The organism is Paenibacillus sp. E222 (assembly GCF_013401555.1).
GTDB lineage: Bacteria > Bacillota > Bacilli > Paenibacillales > Paenibacillaceae > Paenibacillus.
Genome location: NZ_CP058552.1, coordinates 983,210 through 1,000,141, shown reverse-complemented (window position 1 = coordinate 1,000,141; position 16,932 = coordinate 983,210). Strand labels below are relative to the sequence as shown.

15 protein-coding genes and 1 other RNA gene are annotated in these 16,932 nt (G+C 43.9%); 9 read left to right on the top strand and 7 right to left on the bottom strand.

Annotated elements, in window-relative coordinates:
* The first annotated feature begins 272 nt into the window (after nucleotides 1-272).
* From rnr to ssrA, 3 genes are all read left to right on the top strand, one after another.
* A complete protein-coding gene (rnr, locus tag HW560_RS04455; protein ID WP_179262190.1) occupies nucleotides 273-3,050 on the top strand; it encodes a ribonuclease R in 2,778 nt (925 codons plus the stop codon).
* 180 nt (nucleotides 3,051-3,230) lie between these two features.
* A complete protein-coding gene (gene smpB, locus HW560_RS04450) occupies nucleotides 3,231-3,713 on the top strand; it encodes an SsrA-binding protein SmpB (RefSeq protein ID WP_024629496.1) in 483 nt (160 codons plus the stop codon).
* Nucleotides 3,714-4,389: 676 nt separating this feature from the next.
* Nucleotides 4,390-4,752, top strand: a transfer-messenger RNA (tmRNA) gene (ssrA, locus tag HW560_RS04445).
* Between the two features lie 66 nt (nucleotides 4,753-4,818).
* On the opposite strand, the gene HW560_RS04440 is transcribed toward ssrA, so the two are convergent.
* The 4 genes from HW560_RS04440 to HW560_RS04425 form a co-directional block, all read right to left on the bottom strand.
* Nucleotides 4,819-5,433, bottom strand: coding sequence for a recombinase zinc ribbon domain-containing protein (locus HW560_RS04440; RefSeq protein ID WP_179262188.1), 615 nt, complete (start codon nucleotides 5,431-5,433; stop codon nucleotides 4,819-4,821).
* 23 nt (nucleotides 5,434-5,456) lie between these two features.
* Nucleotides 5,457-6,179: a recombinase family protein gene (locus tag HW560_RS04435; protein ID WP_090904995.1), complete on the bottom strand. Its 723-nt coding sequence runs from the start codon at nucleotides 6,177-6,179 to the stop codon at nucleotides 5,457-5,459.
* Between the two features lie 164 nt (nucleotides 6,180-6,343).
* Nucleotides 6,344-7,063 carry a hypothetical protein gene (locus HW560_RS34195; protein ID WP_090904997.1) on the bottom strand — a complete coding sequence of 240 codons (720 nt, stop codon included), beginning with the start codon at nucleotides 7,061-7,063 and terminating at the stop codon, nucleotides 6,344-6,346.
* 373 nt (nucleotides 7,064-7,436) lie between these two features.
* Nucleotides 7,437-7,826 (bottom strand): helix-turn-helix domain-containing protein, encoded by a 390-nt coding sequence (locus tag HW560_RS04425; protein ID WP_090904999.1) that lies wholly within the window; start codon nucleotides 7,824-7,826, stop codon nucleotides 7,437-7,439.
* A gap of 372 nt (nucleotides 7,827-8,198) precedes the next feature.
* Here HW560_RS04425 and HW560_RS04420 point away from each other — a divergent pair, with 372 nt between their 5' ends.
* Together HW560_RS04420 and HW560_RS04415 are read left to right on the top strand one after the other, a co-directional pair.
* Nucleotides 8,199-8,693 carry a hypothetical protein gene (locus HW560_RS04420; RefSeq protein ID WP_090905001.1) on the top strand — a complete coding sequence of 165 codons (495 nt, stop codon included), beginning with the start codon at nucleotides 8,199-8,201 and terminating at the stop codon, nucleotides 8,691-8,693.
* Nucleotide 8,694: 1 nt separating this feature from the next.
* The gene (locus HW560_RS04415; protein ID WP_090905003.1) at nucleotides 8,695-9,303 is read left to right on the top strand and encodes a hypothetical protein; all 609 of its coding nucleotides are present in this window, start codon (nucleotides 8,695-8,697) and stop codon (nucleotides 9,301-9,303) included.
* Nucleotides 9,304-9,387: 84 nt separating this feature from the next.
* Here HW560_RS04415 and HW560_RS04410 read toward each other — a convergent pair whose 3' ends face one another.
* A complete protein-coding gene (locus HW560_RS04410; protein ID WP_090905006.1) occupies nucleotides 9,388-9,588 on the bottom strand; it encodes a hypothetical protein in 201 nt (66 codons plus the stop codon).
* A 532-nt stretch (nucleotides 9,589-10,120) separates the two neighbouring features.
* Here HW560_RS04410 and HW560_RS04405 point away from each other — a divergent pair.
* Nucleotides 10,121-10,741: a polysaccharide deacetylase family protein gene (locus HW560_RS04405; RefSeq protein WP_179262186.1), complete on the top strand. Its 621-nt coding sequence runs from the start codon at nucleotides 10,121-10,123 to the stop codon at nucleotides 10,739-10,741.
* An 88-nt stretch (nucleotides 10,742-10,829) separates the two neighbouring features.
* Here the strand turns inward: HW560_RS04405 and HW560_RS04400 are convergent, their stop codons facing one another.
* Nucleotides 10,830-11,552 carry a hypothetical protein gene (locus HW560_RS04400; protein WP_179262184.1) on the bottom strand — a complete coding sequence of 241 codons (723 nt, stop codon included), beginning with the start codon at nucleotides 11,550-11,552 and terminating at the stop codon, nucleotides 10,830-10,832.
* 200 nt (nucleotides 11,553-11,752) lie between these two features.
* Between HW560_RS04400 and HW560_RS04395 the strand changes: the two genes are divergently transcribed.
* The 3 genes from HW560_RS04395 to HW560_RS04385 all read left to right on the top strand — a co-directional run bounded on the left by HW560_RS04395 (nucleotide 11,753) and on the right by HW560_RS04385 (nucleotide 15,503).
* Nucleotides 11,753-13,006: a mechanosensitive ion channel family protein gene (locus tag HW560_RS04395; RefSeq protein ID WP_179262182.1), complete on the top strand. Its 1,254-nt coding sequence runs from the start codon at nucleotides 11,753-11,755 to the stop codon at nucleotides 13,004-13,006.
* Nucleotides 13,007-13,228: 222 nt separating this feature from the next.
* Nucleotides 13,229-14,479: a macrolide family glycosyltransferase gene (locus HW560_RS04390; protein ID WP_179262180.1), complete on the top strand. Its 1,251-nt coding sequence runs from the start codon at nucleotides 13,229-13,231 to the stop codon at nucleotides 14,477-14,479.
* A 169-nt stretch (nucleotides 14,480-14,648) separates the two neighbouring features.
* Nucleotides 14,649-15,503, top strand: coding sequence for an aldo/keto reductase (locus tag HW560_RS04385; protein WP_179262178.1), 855 nt, complete (start codon nucleotides 14,649-14,651; stop codon nucleotides 15,501-15,503).
* Between the two features lie 168 nt (nucleotides 15,504-15,671).
* On the opposite strand, the gene HW560_RS04380 is transcribed toward HW560_RS04385, so the two are convergent.
* On the bottom strand, nucleotides 15,672-16,823 hold the full coding sequence (locus HW560_RS04380) for a glycosyltransferase family 2 protein (protein WP_179265738.1): 1,152 nt from the start codon (nucleotides 16,821-16,823) through the stop codon (nucleotides 15,672-15,674).
* Nucleotides 16,824-16,932 lie beyond the last annotated feature (109 nt).

Here is a 16,932-nt window from a genome sequence, read left to right as displayed (position 1 = left end):
ATTCGCCCTGTTCTGGGCCGATTCTTTTCTGTCTTTTCGAGAGCAAAACACATGTAGCATAAATGCAGTTATGATGCATGAAAGCGCGGTTATGCAAGGGGCCATGCATGCTTGGTTTATTTTGCAGGGTACGGATGCGCCGGATTGAATTCGTGTATACTAGGGTATGAGATAGTGTGGCCTGCGGTAAAGGGCCTTTACATCTGTAAGGTTACTGATACATAGAGAGATGAGACAAGATTACACTTTTATGTTTCCCGAGGTGAATATTAATGATAACAGAACAACAATTGCTCGACTTCATGCGGGAGACCGCTTATAAACCGATGACTTATCAGGAACTGGAACAGCACTTCGAGATCGAAGACGCAGCTGATTTCAAAGCCTTTTTAATTATGCTTAATACGTTGGAGGAATCCGGTAAAGTCCTGCTGACCCGCAATAACCGCTATGGTATGCCAGAACGTATGGATTTGGTGCGCGGACGTTTGCAGGCTCATGCGAAAGGGTTTGCTTTCCTCATCCCTGAGGATCGGGAGCACCCGGATGTGTACATCCATGCCAATGATATGAAAAGCGCGATGAATGGTGACACGGTATTGGTTAAAGTCACGTCCCAAGGCCCTTCTGGCGGTCGCTTGGAAGGTGAGATCGTCCGTATTGTTACCCGTGCGGTCACGCAAGTGGTTGGTGTATTCCAAAGCCACGAGGTTTATGGCTTCGTCATTCCGGACGACAAGCGGATTAACCGGGATATCTTCATCCCGCGTACGAACTTTAATGGAGCTGTAGATGGGCAAAAGGTGGTTGCCAAAATCGTCAGCTATCCAGAGGGCCGGGCAGCAGCAGAAGGTGAAGTGATCGAGATTCTCGGTCATAAGGATGAACCGGGTATTGATATTTTGTCCGTAATTCGTAAACATCAGCTGCCTGAAGCCTTCCCGGATGAAGTGGTGGAAGAAGCCGAAAAGGCGCCTGATGCCATTACGGAAGAAGAAATTATCCAGCAAGGTCGCCGCGATCTGCGTGGATTGAATATCGTTACGATTGATGGCGAAGACGCGAAGGATCTCGATGACGCTGTCAATGTAGAGAAACTGCCTAACGGTAACTATCGTCTGGGTGTTCATATTGCCGATGTAGGCTATTACGTGCAGGAGAACTCCAAGCTGGACCAGGAGGCGTACAACCGCGGATGCAGCGTGTATCTGGTGGACCGTGTTATTCCGATGCTTCCGCAACGGTTGTCCAACGGGATCTGTAGTTTGAACCCACAGGTAGACCGCTTGACCCTTTCTTGTGAGATGGAGTTCAACGACCAGATGAAGGTTGTGAAACACGACATTTTCACAAGTGTGATCAAGACCAAAGAGCGGATGACGTATTCCAACGTTCGCAAAATTCTTGAAGGTGAAGAGCCTGAATTGCTCGAGCGTTATAAGGATCTGGTGGATGATTTCCACTTGATGAAAGAGATTGCCTTGAAGCTTCGTGCGATGCGTATGCGCCGCGGTGCGGTTGACTTTGATTTTGAAGAATCCAAAATCATTGTGGATGAAGAATGCAAACCAGTCGATATCGTGAAACGGGAGCGTTCGATTGCGGAGCAAATCATTGAGGAATTCATGCTGGCAGCTAATGAAACGGTAGCAGAGCATTTCCACTGGTTGAAGGTTCCGTTCATCTATCGTGTGCATGAAGATCCAGATCAGGAAAAACTGCAAAATTTTCTCGCCTTTGCGGCGAATTTCGGACACCACGTCAAAGGACGTGGCAACACGATTCATCCACGGGCGCTTCAATCCCTGCTTGAGGATATTAACGGAACAAAGGAACAGACGGTTATCAGTACAATGATGCTGCGTTCCATGAAACAAGCGAAGTATGATTCTGAGATGTCCGGTCACTTTGGTCTGGCAGCAGAGTTCTACAGTCACTTCACATCACCAATCCGTCGTTATCCCGATCTCGTCATTCACCGTGTTATTCGGGAAGTGATTGAGAACAACGGGGCTTTGCCCGAGAACCGTCAGGAGTATTTGGCAGCACGTATGGCCGATATTGCGCAGCAGTCTTCGGAACGTGAGCGTGTGGCGGTTGAAGCTGAGCGGGATACGGAGAAAATGAAAAAAGCCGAGTATATGCTTGATAAAGTCGGTGAAGAGTTCGAAGGCATGATCAGCAGTGTTACCAGCTTCGGTATGTTCATTGAACTGGAAAATACGGTAGAAGGTCTGATTCGCCTGAGTGCGCTCACAGACGACTATTACCATTTTGACGATCAACATATGGCTCTGATTGGCGAACGCACCTCCAAAGTCTTCCGCATCGGTGATGAAGTGAAGATTCGTGTGGCGCGTGTGAGCATGGAGGAGTACACAATTGACTTTGAAATGGTCGACATGAAACCTCGCGGCGAACGTCCAGGTGGCTTCAATGGTGGACGTGGCGGTAAAGGTGGACGTCCTGCTGGTGGAGGAGGACGCGGCGGTGCGAAGAGTGGTTCTGGTGGATTCAGTGGCTCGCGTGGTGGTAAAGGCACCCCTACTGGTGCTGGAGGCAACCGTGGTGGCAGATCTGCCGATGAGAGCAGCAAAGGTGGACGTGGCGGTCGTAGCGGAGCTTCGAACTCAGCAGGAAACGCAGGTGGCAAAGGTGGCGGCAAACCAAGAGGGGAGCGTCGTGCTGGAGATGCTGGAGGATCAACGGGCCGGAGCAAGGGAGCGGTAAGCTTTGGTTTTGGCTCTGGCAAAGGCGGTTATAGCTCTACCGCGGGTGGCCAGGAAGGCACTTCAGCTAGTGGACAAGGGAATGCTCTGAACAGCGGCAGCAGTCGCGGTGAAGGTAGCTTCAAATCCGGTAAAGGCGGAGGTAAAGGTGGCAAAGGCGGTAGTGGACGCAAAAACACCTCACCTAGCGGTGTGTTTATCGGAGAAGGAGCTACACCAGGCGGTGTTCAGGAAGGTGGAGCACCACGCCGTAAGCGCAAAAAGAATAAAGGTGCACCTGCCAACGGAACGGCGGCTTTTGTACGGAAGAAGAAAAAGTAAACGCGTTTCGCTGAACATGAAATGAGTGTAATGAGAAGGGGCGGCGCAGACCGCCTCTTTCTTGATTTTAACAGCGGTCCTTGCTACAATTAAGGTCTGGCATGTGGTACCTGAGGAAATGTGTGGTGCGCTGCTGTAGAGCATAGGTACCGGCTTATTTTACGGAGAAGGAGTGAGGACATGGGCAAGAATGATGGACAGAGTAAAGTGCTTGCACAGAATAAAAAGGCTTCCCATGACTACTTCATTGAAGATACGTATGAAGCGGGCATGGTGCTTACCGGAACGGAGATCAAATCTCTTCGTAACGGCCGTGCGAATATTGGCGATGCATTTGCCACGATTCGGAACGGTGAGATTCATATTCACAATATGCATATTAGTCCTTTTGAACAAGGGAACCGTCATAATCCAATTGATCCAACACGTACACGCAAGTTGTTGATGCATAAAGTGCAGATTCACAAGCTGCTTGGGCTGTCGAAGCAGGACGGATACAGTATTGTGCCGCTGAAGATTTATATTCGTAACGGGTATGCGAAGCTATTGCTCGGACTGGGTAAAGGTAAGAAGCAGTACGATAAACGGGAGTCTGCTGCAAAACGCGATGCACAACGTGATATTCAACGGGTACTGCGCGAGAAGCAGAAGGTAGCTCGTTGATTCGGTTGCTATGTGTTGATTTGCACATGGTATGTTAGTTAGTGATAAGCAGGTTATGTTAGAAATTAGGATCTCAGGTTTTACCCGTAGTTGGGTGGAGCTTGGGATTTTTTGTTTTGATTAGAGGTTCCTTGTTAAGGGGAAGCGGTATAATGAGTTTAACGGATCATACTAACCTGCCGTGCAGCCAAGTCTGTCAGATTATTGTGCCGGTTATGATATGAGATACACCAGTTGTTACTAGGTACCCTGTCTAATAAGATGGTTAGTGTGAGTACAGGTAAAGTTGTATGATTATTTGGAAAGGTTGATGGAGTTAGTTCGCAGATGGCTGCGTAGTTTATTGGGATCGTGGGTAAGATAGTTAAGAAAAGTTGTTCATGTTCATGAATTGTCTGCACTTCGGTACTCAACTTTACTTCCCTTGAGGGACGCGGTATAATATGTAGACGCTTGAGCCTCATATGTGTGTTGGTTAAACTTGCACAGTTGCTCAGCCTGCTGGAACGTCTTCCAGCAATCTGTACTATATCGGTGATTGTTCCTGTGTTATGATGTTCTTGTAGCAGACAGGAATGCCGAGTTTGAAAGAAGCATCTTTTTACCTTGGAGGAAAAAGATGTGCAGCACCTTTGCTCCGTATTCACGGATTAATCCTGGAGCCCTTCTTATATGAGGGGGCGTTTATGGATTCGACGGGGATAGTTCGAGCATGGGTAGCGGGTAGTGGGGACGCGTCCACTTCATCAACGCTAAAGCCTATTAAACGGCAAACAACAAACAAACTACGCTTTCGCAGCCTAAGAAACTGTGTGCGTGCTTCTAACCTGCATCGCCCATGTGACAGGATTAGGGGCTAACAAGTAGTGGGATACGCTGTCACATCTCCGCCTGGGGTGTGCTGAAGAAGACAATCAGGCTGACCCAACGTATAGCCGGTTACGGGGCGATACTCGGGTGACATCAAAACTGTGACTACACCCGTAGAAGCTTATGTGTCGTTATCTTCGGACAGGGGTTCGACTCCCCTCGCCTCCAAGATGGTACTTAACGACTAAGTACTATGTTGAAGGCGTTTAGAGAAAATCTCCAAGAAAAAAAAGAATCAGACGGTGAGCATCTGAGGGATGGTCCACCGAGCTGATTCTTTTTTTATTACAACCTGACGGAACATGGATTGCACCAGTAGCTTTTGGGTTTCTGGTTCGATCAGTATCCAGTTTTCTTTTAAGTTTGCCATCATCTCTTTTATTTCCTCGGTCGACAGCTCGTTGATGTAATAATCCTCTTTTTCTTCATATTGAGCAGTGATTGCCTTCATTCTTGCTTCTTCCTCATCGATCAGCCCAGCATAATCATCAGCAGAGAGTTTACCGTCTCCCAGGGCAAGCATCCAGTTCTTTCGCCGGCGATTCGACACTTCTATTTCTTTTTGCAGCATGCGTTGATCATTCTTAGCCTGAGCGCTCGTTTTTTTGTCCTGAAGTTTTTTATTGGTGATCTGCAGTCCCTCGAAGACGAGCTGCTGAAGGTGATGTTCTGAAATCCCTGGAGCATCACAAGTTTTGTTTGAATACTGATTTCGGCAGCGGTAACTCCTATATACTCGTACGGTTCCATCTACGAGTGTCTGTCTTGACGCATTACCAATGTATGTTGCCCCACATGCCCCCCATTTAACAATTCCTCCATACGGATAATCATAACTATGTTTGCTCATGTGATTCTCTCCACGTCGCTCCATCATCTACGTACATTCAGGAAATCCTCCATAGAAATAATTGCTTCATGTTCCCCAGGTTTGATGATTCTTTTGGATTCTTCCCACAGTACCGGCTTGAAGTGATTATGACCGGTGTAAGTATGGTTCTGCAGTAAGATCCTTACATACTTGCTGTCCCATACTCCACCTTCTTTTCCACGACTGTGCCCATTCATATGTTTCGCTATGGACACAACCCCTTTGCCAGCAAGGTACAGCCGGAATACTTCTTTAATCAGTCCTGCTTCGTATTCATTTACTATCAGCTTACGCTCTCCATCGATCAATTCGATATCATACCCGAGAGGAGCCTTGGACATATGCAGCCCACCGTTCTCCATTTTCTTTGTAAATCCCTTTAAGGTTTCCTCCCGAAGGTTATCCGAATAAATTTCAGCAAAAATTCCGTTAAAGTACAGGAAAGCTTTCCCCATTGGAGATTGTGTGTCTATTTCCTCGCTCCCCAAAGATGCCACAACGAAACGCTTATTAAGCTTGTTGATCATGGCAATAAAGTCATACAAGTCTCCCAGGTTGCGGCTGAGTCGATCCAACTTATGAATCAATACAGCATCGAACTTTCCAGCTTTCATATCTTCTATAAGCCTTTGAATACCAGGGCGCTTTTTAATCGTTCTACCACTGATTCCTGGATCGGAGTAAACGCGGTATAACTCCATTCCTTTCTTCTCCAGTAGTTCCATAAGAGATCATGTTGAGCCTCCATCGAGAATCCTTCCTCGTTTTGTCGGTCGGTACTGACGCGGATGTATAGGGCCGCCTTCATTTTACTCGCTCCTTTTAGGAATGTATGTTCGGTTATTTGTGCGAAAGAAAAGCCCCGTAGGGCTTATCTGCTGTTAGTTTATTATTGGACTTTTTGAACTGTAGAAACGGCCAACATAATAGCATTCGTAGTTCCACCACTTATATTGTCAAAAGAATAGACTGCTGTAGGAACTCCGCGCATTGTCACATCATCACCGTCGAGAATATCTCCTGTTGAATTATTATAATAACCGATTAAGGAGTTACCGGATTCGTCCATGATATGTATAGACGCTACAGTGCCGAAATCTGTTTCTTCTTCTTGTACTTGCACAACGGTACCAGTTACTTTTACCATCTTATCAAGGTAAGGGGTAATATTTTTAAAGAGGTGCTTCGAAGTGATTTTGCTATCTACTTCCTTGGTTGCAGCTTTTTTTGTTTCAGCAGTTACAGCTGGAAAGAGATCAGCATGTTTTACCAAATAATCGTAGGTTTTTTGGTCAACAGCGCCACCCTCTACAAGATTAGGAACAACTACACTCATCATTTCCGCGGTAACAGCACTTTTAGTTTCTGGTTCTTGCGTTTCTGTGTTCACCTCAGTAGCTGCAGTTTCAACTTCGGAAGCTTCTTTTTCAGCCAACTCTTTTTTCAAAGCTTCAGCTTCTTCTTTTAGTTTTTGGTTTTCTGCTTCAATTTCTTTTTGTTTGGTTTCTGTTTGGCTGGCTTGCGAAGAAGAATTCTCCTTTGTATCTCCGCATGCTGATAATACTGCTACAAGTGCAAAAACCATAGTAAATAAAGCTATTTTTTTCATCTTTCTATACCTTCTCTTTTCTCTGTCCCATCGGTTGGGGAATTTGCTCGTACATTAGGTGTTATATATGTAAACATCACTTCGTAAAGACGATTTACGAGATGATGGTAAGATGTTGTTTTGATGCAGCCGTTCTTCAGATGTAACTCTTTACTCCAGTGTGAGCGTTCCTGTGCTGATCCACATATATAATTATAAGAAATAACTGCTGAGGATTTACCAATCATAGGAGCACATGTTAGAATTAAATAGGAACAATTGTTCTATTTTTTATCAAGAAACAGGAACGGAAGTGGCAGCATGGACCAAGAGAAAACAGAAGAATACGAAGTTAAGGACATTTTTGAAGAACTCCGATTTGAACTACCAGACATTATTCTTGATTTGCTTTGTAACGAGCATAAGAAATAATTTCTCTTATAGCATCATCTGATAACTCATTACCTTCGTGGCGCAACATTCCTTTTAGCTTCAAAATTGCTTCATCGTCAGCTAATTCAATTGCACTAAGGAATTCTTTTACTCCTTTTGAAATAACCTTAGATGTACCTTGATTTGTATCACTAGTTCTTCCTAGTAAGTAATCTGTGGTTACCTCAAAACGGTCTGCAGCATCATTAATAAATTTGAATGACGGTTCCCGTTCGTCTCTTTCATACATACCAATCGCGCTTTCACTGACCTTGAATATTGTAGCAAGGTCTTTTTGCGTTAGATTATTTCCCGTGCGAATTGCACGTAACTTTTGCCCAAAAGTGGCCATCAATTATCACCCATTCATAATATTAACACAATACGTGTTAAAAAATATTCAGAAACACAAAACGTGTTGACACCACGAAATGTATTCAACATAATAAGGTCAACAACACGAAATGTGTTTTTGGAAGGTGGGGCCAACAACTATGAAACAATTGATTGCTAAGCGACTCATAGAGCTTCGAGGCGATACCAGCAGAGAAGAAATAAGATTATCAGCGCGAAGTTGTAAAGGTTGAAGTACTATAAATACTATTAATCAGTATTGATAAAAACTTGAAAAATCCTAAGAAATCTTTACAAACATAGTATTGATAATATAGAAAATAATAGTAATATAGTAAGGGTGATGAAAAAAATAAGGGGAGGACAAAAGATGAAAAAAATTGTTTTGCTGCTACTTGTTTTTCTGTTCACCCTTCCACTTAATGCTTTTGCGCATGATGGTAAAGTTAATGAAGTAGTACCAGAGGTAGAGATCACACAAGATTTTGAATCACTTCCTAAAAGTATTACTGTCGAAGGCGATTATGTCTGTGTGGATGATGATTTAGCGCTCCAATCAGTTGACGGTGAGGTTGGACCACTGAGTACTTGTTCTGGAGACGGAGGATATGCTCGTATAGAGCCAGCATTTGGCCTTGGTGGTGCGGTCAGATGGGAGGTTAATCCTCGATTCTCTACAGTACACTTTTTTACAGGTACACTGGTAATATCAAGATATATAAATGGTCTCCCCACACCTTATGATACTGTAAGTTTAGGTTTACCAAAAGGTGAGTACAGTGTCTCCATAATTGGCTCAGCAAGAGATGCTTCTCAGCTCTTTAGTTGGTACGTACCGCCATGTGTTATAGGATTAAATGTCTGATATGGCACATTCACGTAATCATAAGAAGTTGAATATAAGTAACCTCTGCCCTATGGACTTAAATTTTCTTTTATATATAGAAAATATTTATGAATGCTACCATGGAGAAAAAGAAATCTTCCCGGGGAAGTACTTAATTTCAAACGAACAGGAATTACTGGAATATGAGAGTTTTAAAGAAAACTTGAGCACAAGTTGGGATGAAATTGTAAAGGAGTATGAGCAACAACAGTATATGGATAACCCGTTTAAAACGATCCATTTTAGAGATTGTTTTAAACGTTTGTTTCGAGAGGATTCAGTTTTTCATACATCTGAAAGAGTATGGAAGACTTTTTCCTTGTGGTGGTGGTCTGAGTACGGTGTTAAAACATACATGGAGAGATACTCTGATCTATTTATGCCAGAAATGGCTGAGCAGATATGGGAAGGACTTTTTGACAAGGACATTAAGGTTGGTGCCGATAATTCACTTTATGTCATGCTGTTATTTAAACAGCCTGTTATGGTAACTCCTATGAATTCAAACAAGTTATATTTCTCAAGTATCAATGACTTTGCATATAAAAAGGAGGAGATTATCCGCAACGTTGTTGACCTGTTTGTATAAGTGTTTAAAGCTGGTATATATGAGACATGCACACATATATAAGAAAAGAGACTGGATCAATTGACTGGTCTCTTTCTACTTCTTCTACCACTTATCAAAACGAACCTCTAATCGATTACCTTCTGAATTAAAAGAGATCTCGAACATGTTTCCTTCAGCATCTTCACGAATTCGTGTGTTGTCCTTTATATAGTAAATTGATGCACCTAATTCTCTCGCTTGTTTACGTGCATGTTGATTGGCACGCATCAGAATATCTTGGAGTTGTTCTCGATTTGGATGCATCAACATACCTCCGTTTGTCGATAATTTCCCACATCTTACATCAATTATTCCAGTCTTACAAGTATCGATAATATTAAGTACCAAATGGGGGGCGATGCCCCTCGCCTCTATTAGAGTAAGCAAAAGTCACCACCCAGTGATCTGGATGGTGGCTTTTCATTTTATGATATAATCACTTAAAACAGGAGTAAGGCGCTATACGGATTGCAGAACTGACAGCATCCATCATATGGGGCAAAGTGTTATCTAGTTCAAGGTGAAAGCCAACGGACTTCATATTTTGGAATAACTATCCCCTGCATCCTTGGCAATCTTCTGAAAGCATGATGACGAATTGACGCCGACTTTGGCAGAGTTGGAGGATGGTTTACCTTTGCTAGACAGCTTATGCAATGGAATCCTGATGCTCGAATCGTGGCACTGATCGCCATCCTATTCCAATTGCATATTGTGATCTCTGGACTAGACCGGAGCATATAGTCATGGAATAATAAGGGAGAACGTAGCAGTTGCAGAGAGGGGTCATTGCTTTATGGTTAATATCGCGTTGGTAGAGCAGGTATCTGTTAGGGAAAAGGTTGTGGCGTTCACGTTTGATGATGGGCCTCATCCAGTCTATACACGTCAAGTGCTTGAGATATTCCGCCGTGCGAGTGGGCAGGCGACGTTTTTCATGATCGGCAAAGAGATGGAGGCTCACCCGGAGATTGCGGCGGAGGTGCACCGTGAAGGGCATGAGATTGGAAACCATACGTACACGCATCCGGACCTGACAAAGCTGACGCTGAAGGCAGCTGGAGAGGAACTGCAACGTGCAGAAAGTCTGGTTCAAGAAATTACGGGGCAAACTACCCGCTGCTTCCGCCCGCCGTATTTTGGCGTAAACGATGACATTCTGTCTCTGGCGGCGGAGCGCGGATATCAAACGATTGGTGCGGTAAACGGTGATGCGAAGGATTGGGACAATCCCGGCGTTGAGCACATTCTGGAGCATACCCGGTCTGCGGTGAAACCCGGGAGCGTGTTAATTTTCCATGACGGGTACGGGGATCGTTCCGAGACAGTGGAGGCGGTTCGAGTATTGGTGGATGAACTTGTCGCGGAAGGGTACCGATTGGTCACGGTAAGTGAATTGTTGAGATTTTCTTACTAATCGTTAAACAGAGTATTGTAGATTGGGCCCATCATTCATTGGAATGATAGGGTCCTCTTTCTTGTCCAGTATCCATCAGCCCAGAAGTTTAATTATTGAACAATGGCTCCGTGCGAAGCAAATAGTTACCCCTTACCTCTGCAGCCCAATAAGCAAAGACTTCTCTCCATTGAACACTGTTAAAGAAATCGTCTACGGATTGGTTGTCGGAATCCCAGTCAACAAATATGTTGAGAGGTGTGATTCCTCCGGCCCAAATTCCATTACTGACGTCCGTTCCCTTCTCCCTCACTAATAAGATTGGAATGCCGAATTGAAAGGCCATGGCAGGCTCGATTTGAGAAAAGGTCGATCCTTCCCAGAACGGAGTGGTCGTTGGTGGCTCTCCTACATTGGAATCAAGAATTTGAACATAAAATCTGCGGAAGTTGATTGCGAGTAATCCATAGCTTGAAAAAACCAGGCGTCGTATATTCGTTAGAATGTTTTCCGGGTATTGTTCACTAACGGGCAATGTGCGGGGAAAGAGCAATGCATCTTCAATTTCCCTAATCAGACGGGTCAGAAATTGCTCTTGCAGGTCATTTACCGTGTTGGTTGTACTCAAAAATATAGGAATACGAAAAGCGCGGTCTACACATGCATCGATAGCGGATGTTGTATCCTTTTCATTATGAATGGCCTTAGTTGGACTTGAGGAAGAGGTTCTTAAATTACCGCGGACGGGTGGAAGCTCCGTTACCATGCTTACGGGGGAAAGCTTTTTCATGGCAATAGGCTGAGTCTTAACTTTATTTTTGGGATTACTCAATGTTCACATCTCCAATGCAAGGATCTGGTTTATATTTAGCCCAGTCTATGCACATTAGCCCATTTGTGTGACGTGATACTCCTGAGGGTGCATATGCCCTTTACCCCATCAACTGATTACTGTATTTTTTTGAAATTTTACTTCGTACTAGAATGTAATTTATAATAATAAGTTAATATAAACCGCGTCAGGAGGATACAATGGACTTTATCAAAAATCAACTAGACGGAACGGGCATGAGTGAACAAACCATTGGATATCTTTCGAATTTGATCATGGTGGTATTTATAGCTGTGGTCTCCATACTGGCCAATTTTATAGCCAAAAAAATCGTGCTGAAGATTATTATCCAAATCATCAACAACAATCGGTACACGTGGGATAAAATCATTGTGGAGAAAAAAGTGTTCCACAACCTCTCGCATCTGGTACCGGCGATTATCATCTATTATTCTGCATATGTCTTCCCGTCCTATCAAGCTTTGATTGAAAAAGCAGCTTTAACGTATATGATCGTCATCACCATCACGGTATTAAATGCGTTACTTAATGCCTTTGATACCATATATCGTTCCTATGAAGTCTCCAAGATTAGACCCATTAAGGGATACATTCAGGTAGCCAAGATCATTCTTTTCATCATTGGAGGCATTATCGTCATCTCGAGCCTGATTGGTCAGAATCCGTTAATTATTCTCAGTGGGCTTGGCGCCTTATCAGCCGTTCTGATGCTTGTCTTCAAGGATTCCATATTGGGACTGGTGGCAGGCGTGCAATTATCATCGAATGACATGGTGCGTGTTGGTGACTGGATTGAAATGCCCAAATATAATGCCGACGGCGACGTCATCGATATTACATTAAACACGGTAAAGGTTATGAATTTCGATAAAACGATCACGATGATTCCGAGCTACGCACTTATTTCGGATTCATTCAAAAATTGGAGAGGCATGCAGGTATCCGGTGGCAGAAGGATTAAAAGAAGCGTCTATATTGATACAAGCAGCATAAGCTTCTGCACCAAGGAAATGATTGGGGAATTTCAGAAGATCCACTATCTTACGGACTATCTCGAGACAAAATTAAATGAAATTAACGAATACAATATAGAACATCATATTAATACGGAAAGCATTGTGAATGGTAGACAGCTTACGAATGTGGGTGTATTCAGGGAATATATCCATCAATATTTGAGGAATCATCCGAAAATCCATAAGGATATGACGTTGATCGTGAGACAGTTGGCACCTGGAGATAACGGACTACCACTTGAAATCTATGCATTCAGCAATGATATCACCTGGGGTGTGTATGAATCGGTTCAAGCCGATATCTTTGACCACATCTTCGCCGTTGCGCCGACATTTGGCCTTCGTGCCTTCCAGAATCCAACAGGTCATGATATCGTGCAACTAAAAGAAATCCCCCAGTATTCAAGAGGATATTGAGATAGGTTATTTACCTAATCCAAAATGAGTATGAACAGAGGAAGCACCGTAAAGGTGCTTTTTTTGTTCAAAAAGTGACATATAAACTATTTACAAAAATGGAAATAATTAATAGTATAATCATATGGGTATGATTTCCAGATTCTACTTTTCACGCATCATCTAGAGGTTAGAAATAAAATGTCCGCTTTGAAGATTTAAAAATTAATGGAGGTGAATTTCGTGGCACGTGTATTAGTAGTAATGATGCCTGCAGAAGGACATATCAATCCGACACTCGGAATAATCAAGGAACTGATAGAGAACGGCGATGAGGTCGTCTACTGTTGTACGGAAAAATATCGGACGAAGATTGAAGCGTTAGGTGCACAATTTAAAGCCTACTCCTTCAACGAGGCTACCCTGCTCAACAACCCAGATATGAAGCCATTTGAAATCAAGCATCCTTACCAATTTTTATATATGGTTATGAAAAAAATTATTCAACGCTTTATTCCGGATGTCCTGAATCTGATTGAAAATGAAACCTACGATTATTTAATTTTTGACTCTTTAATAGGCTGGGGAGGACAAATTTTAGGCGAAAAGCTGGGTATCCCAGCAGTATGCTCAACCACCACTTTTGTTTTTGTGGAACCTCTCGGATCAGGTAATCAAAATCAACTGAAGGAGGACGATGAGGAGGTCAAGGAGCTATATAACGACATCATCGAGATGTCCCAGCAATTAGCGTCCCAGTTCAATGTGGCTGTTCCTTCTTTGGCGGAGCTTTCAGGGCATCCAGGACAACTGAAGATTGTTTATACAAGCCGCTATTTTCAACCCATGGGGGACAAGCTGGATGAGAGCTTTGTGTTCACTGGCCCATCGATTACCCCCCGTAAGGATGCACCATCCTTTGCAAAGGAATCTCTGCAAGCCGTTTATAAACAGGCGGTTTATATTTCGATGGGAACCATTTTAAATAAGGATCTTGATTTTTATAAGCTGTGCTTTACGGCTTTCGGTGATTTGCCTGTGCAGTTTATACTGTCTTCAGGGAAGGATACTGATTTGGAGCCGATTGCTGATCTCATTCCTGACAATTTCATCATCAGACCTTATCTCCCACAATTGGAAGTGCTGCAGGGTGTGGATGCTTTTCTGACACATGCGGGCATGAACAGTACAAGTGAAGCTTTATATTATAATGTACCGTTGGTGATGCTCCCGTTAACCTCGGATCAGCCGCGTGTAGCAGGCCGGGTGCAGGAGCTCGGAGCAGGGGTCATCGTGGATAAAAATAACCTTACACCCGACGTACTGAGAAACGCGGTATTAGAAGTGCTCGGCAATGCCTCCTACAAGGAACATGCTGAGGTTATTGGGAAAACGTTACGCGACGCTGGCGGGTACAAGCAGGCTGCTATCGCCATTCAGAACTTTATGGGCGATCGGTCGTTATCGGCCACGCCGATCTCTTCGCATGAATAAAGAGGCAACTTGCCTTTATTAAAATTAGACAAGAAAGCCACCACCCGGCATAACGGGTTGGTGGCTTATATTTGATTCATCCGCGTATGGAGGGGTAGAATAAACGGAGAGGGCATATCACCTTTTCCATATCGTTTTAGTATATCTTTCGCAAAGGAGAGTTTACCAGATGAATCATACAATTCCGGAATATACGTTGAATGATGGCCTAAAAGTACCTGCCATTGGCTTTGGTACCTATAGCTTAAAAGGCGAAAAAGGGGTCAATTCCATAGCATCCGCGATGGATGCAGGTTACCGACTGATTGACACAGCGTATAACTATGAGAACGAGGCGACTGTCGGGAAGGCCATTAAGCAGAGCTCGGTTTCCAGAGAAGACCTGCTCATTTCATCTAAACTGCCAGGGCGTTACCATGCCTTCGAAAAGGCGATTGTAGCCATCCAGGAATCTCTATACAGAGCAGATCTGGATTATTATGATCTATATCTGATTCACTGGCCGAATCCCAAGCAGGATATGTATGTGGAAGCGTGGCAGGCACTCATTGAGGCGAAAAAACGCGGATATATCCGTTCCATCGGAGTTAGCAATTTCCTTCCGGAACACAATGAACGTTTAATTAAGGAGACCGGAGTAGCGCCAAGTCTGAATCAGATTGAGCTGCATCCATTCTTTGATCAAGCAGATCAGCGGGAGAAGGATTCGCAGCATGGCATTATTAACGAATCGTGGAGTCCCATTGGACGTGGCAATGACGCAGTACAAGATATCGTGAAAGATGAGCAGATCCTTCGAATTGCCGAAGCTCATGGCAAAACGGGTACGCAGGTTATTTTACGCTGGCATACCCAGCTTGGGTCAATTCCTATTCCTAAAGCAGGCTCGCTTCAACACCAGCAAGAAAATATCGATATTTTCGATTTCGAGTTGAGCGAGAAAGAGATGGAAGTCATTTCTTCTTATAATCGTAAAGATGGACGGTTGTGGAATCAGGACCCGAGTGAATACGAAGAATTTTAAATTGCTGAATTTGAAAACGTGCGATTCATCGTAAGGTGAGGAGACGAGTATAAAGGAAACAAAGCCTTCTATTCTACAAAGATGTAGATAGGAGGCTTTTTGTTGTATTAAAAAAGTGAATGCACTTGGAGCAGGAGTAATATGGGCGAAGTTTATTGATACAGCTAACTACTCAACCAAATTCTTAGATCTCTGCGCCATATCCTGTAAAACGCGAGCCACCCGACTTTTTCTGCCTTTTGCTTTTCTCTGTATTCTTGCGAGCGATCTTTTATACGCTTCCACATCTGTTTGAAGCGCGAAGTGTTTGGCAGCAATCCGTAATGTTTTCTTTAACAATCGTGCGGAAGAACGTGTTGTTCTGGACCGGAAGCCTCTGCGCAAGATTCGCAGCGTTTTTTTGTAGGTTTGGAGGTCAGCTGATGGTGGTACAACGCAGAATAAATTGAGTGCGGAATCATTGAATCCATAGGTTTCGAGCATGATTTTCAGATTTTCTGTATTGAGCACTTCCCCTCGGAAATGGGTAGGATGTTCTTGATGATAACCTACGACCTCCTTCATACAGTAGAAGGGCACTTTCAAACGATGCAGTCTGTAGCCCAGATCCCAGTCTTCAAGCCCATACAGTACAAATCGTTCATTGAAACCTCCAACTCGATTCAGAAGGCTTCGTCGGATGGATACACACCGAGTGACAAGTAACATCCAGGGAGCCACATCGGTGCTGGCAAATTGCTTGATGACACCAGGCGGTATTTTGGTTGGGAAAATCACTTTGGACAATGTATCTGTCTGTTGAATGATGTCTTCCGGTGTGACCAGTGGGACGATTTCATTCGCTGCATCAAATTCAGGACGCCATAAGTTTGAAGGGGTAAGGATTGAACGGCAATGATCTTTTTCCGAGGGCGAGAAGTCTGGATAGTAGTGGGTATAAGCATCGGCAAAGGAATGTGGAAAACCCGAAACGACGGCTCTGGGATTTTTACGATGATATTGACGCACGGTTCGAATAAATTCGGGTAATGCCAGAAAGTCAGCATCACAGAAGATAACATATAGCCCTTTGGCATGCTGAAGTCCCAAATTCCGGATCGCTGATCTGCCACGTTGCTCCGTCTGCGATACGTAGGTCAAAGGATATGAAGACTGGAATGCCTGAATCTGTTCTTTCGTTCCATCAGTGGAACCGTCATCAGCTACGATGACTTCGAAAAGGTGCTTCGGGTAGGTTTGTGTCTCTAAGGCTGCCAGAGTAAGCGATAACTGATGGGCCCGATTATAGGTTGGGATAATGATGCTGTAGCGGATCGCCATTCCTGTTTCCTCCTTCACGTTGTTGGACGCTCCTTATGAAAAAAACGAACACGCTCAATTAAGAAGTGATATTAGTTTATTCCATATATGTGGCAGCGACTGGTCAAAC